We start from the raw sequence: 1,093 nt of genomic DNA on the forward strand, positions 1-1,093 counted from the left end.
GTATCATCCAGAACGGCAGTCCGTAGGACGGTCGTCGCCGGGGGAGTTTATGTAGTTGAATATGCATGGATACGCCCACTTTCCATAAGTATAGTGGCAGGCCTTTTTACAAGGAGGTGTATATCTGTGCAAGTGAGCAGCCTTAACAAATCGTAGTTCCATAATATGACATGTGTCAAGACTTAGTTAGTTATTCAGCAGCATTGATATTTATATATACAGCAATAAAGCTTCCTTTAGAATGGAGGATCTATGCAGGGAATAAGACGAAGATCGAATATAAATTTCGGCAAATCCATGATAATGTATATGACAAAAGAGTTTGGATATCTGAGGTGATACTAAACGTGGGGAATAAGCAATGGTTGATTCTGCTCCTGCTTGTACTGTCCCTTGGTTGTACGCAGAAAGTGGATCAGGTTGCGATAGAGCGGCTGCTTGAGGGCGGGGAGCAAGGTTTTCAGCTTCATTATTTTCACGAGGATGCGGACATGGCACCGGTACCAGATGGACAAGTCCATATGCTGTGGTGGAGTGAGGACGATGATCTGTCCGGAGTGAATGAGTCAGTCCATACCCATATGCATTATGTGGGAACAGGGGATCATAAGGAATGGGTGAAGGGTCTTGGCCTTACCAAGTTTCCGGTATTTGTACTGACCGATCACGAGAAAATCTTGCTGATAACCGATGATATGAAGAAGATTGGCCAGTTCATAAGCCGGGAGAATCATACGGAATCATGATATAACGTCAACGGCATATGTTAATATGGAAGTGCGAAGCAAGATGAGCGGGTGATTCGCGGCCCAATCCATAGCTGAGGTGAGAAGAGATGAGTAGAGCTGAGGAGAGACAAGACAAGACCAAACAGGAATTGGACCGGGTAGTATTCATCGGTCGTACGTACGAGGAATACATGCAGATGTTTGATCTGCAATTACCGGACTTGGTCGGCAAAAAGATATTGGATTGCCCTGCGGGGGCGTGTTCGTTCACTTCATACGGCGTTAGGAACGGGCTTGATGTGACGGCAAGTGACATTGCTTATGATCATAAGGTAGATGACCTGGAGCGTAAGGGCCTGCAGGAT

The 1,093-nt window shown here is 45.8% G+C and carries 1 protein-coding gene and 1 pseudogene; both read left to right on the plus strand.

Annotated elements, in window-relative coordinates; translation table 11 throughout:
- Positions 1-347: 347 nt before the first annotated feature.
- Entirely contained in the window at positions 348-746 is a 399-nt protein-coding gene (locus ACFRAK_RS29545) for a hypothetical protein (RefSeq protein WP_394573278.1), read from the plus strand.
- Between the two features lie 89 nt (positions 747-835).
- Positions 836-1,093 (plus strand): annotated as a pseudogene (locus tag ACFRAK_RS29550) (SAM-dependent methyltransferase); the annotation flags it as partial.

This window comes from Peribacillus sp. NPDC056705, assembly GCF_043656335.1.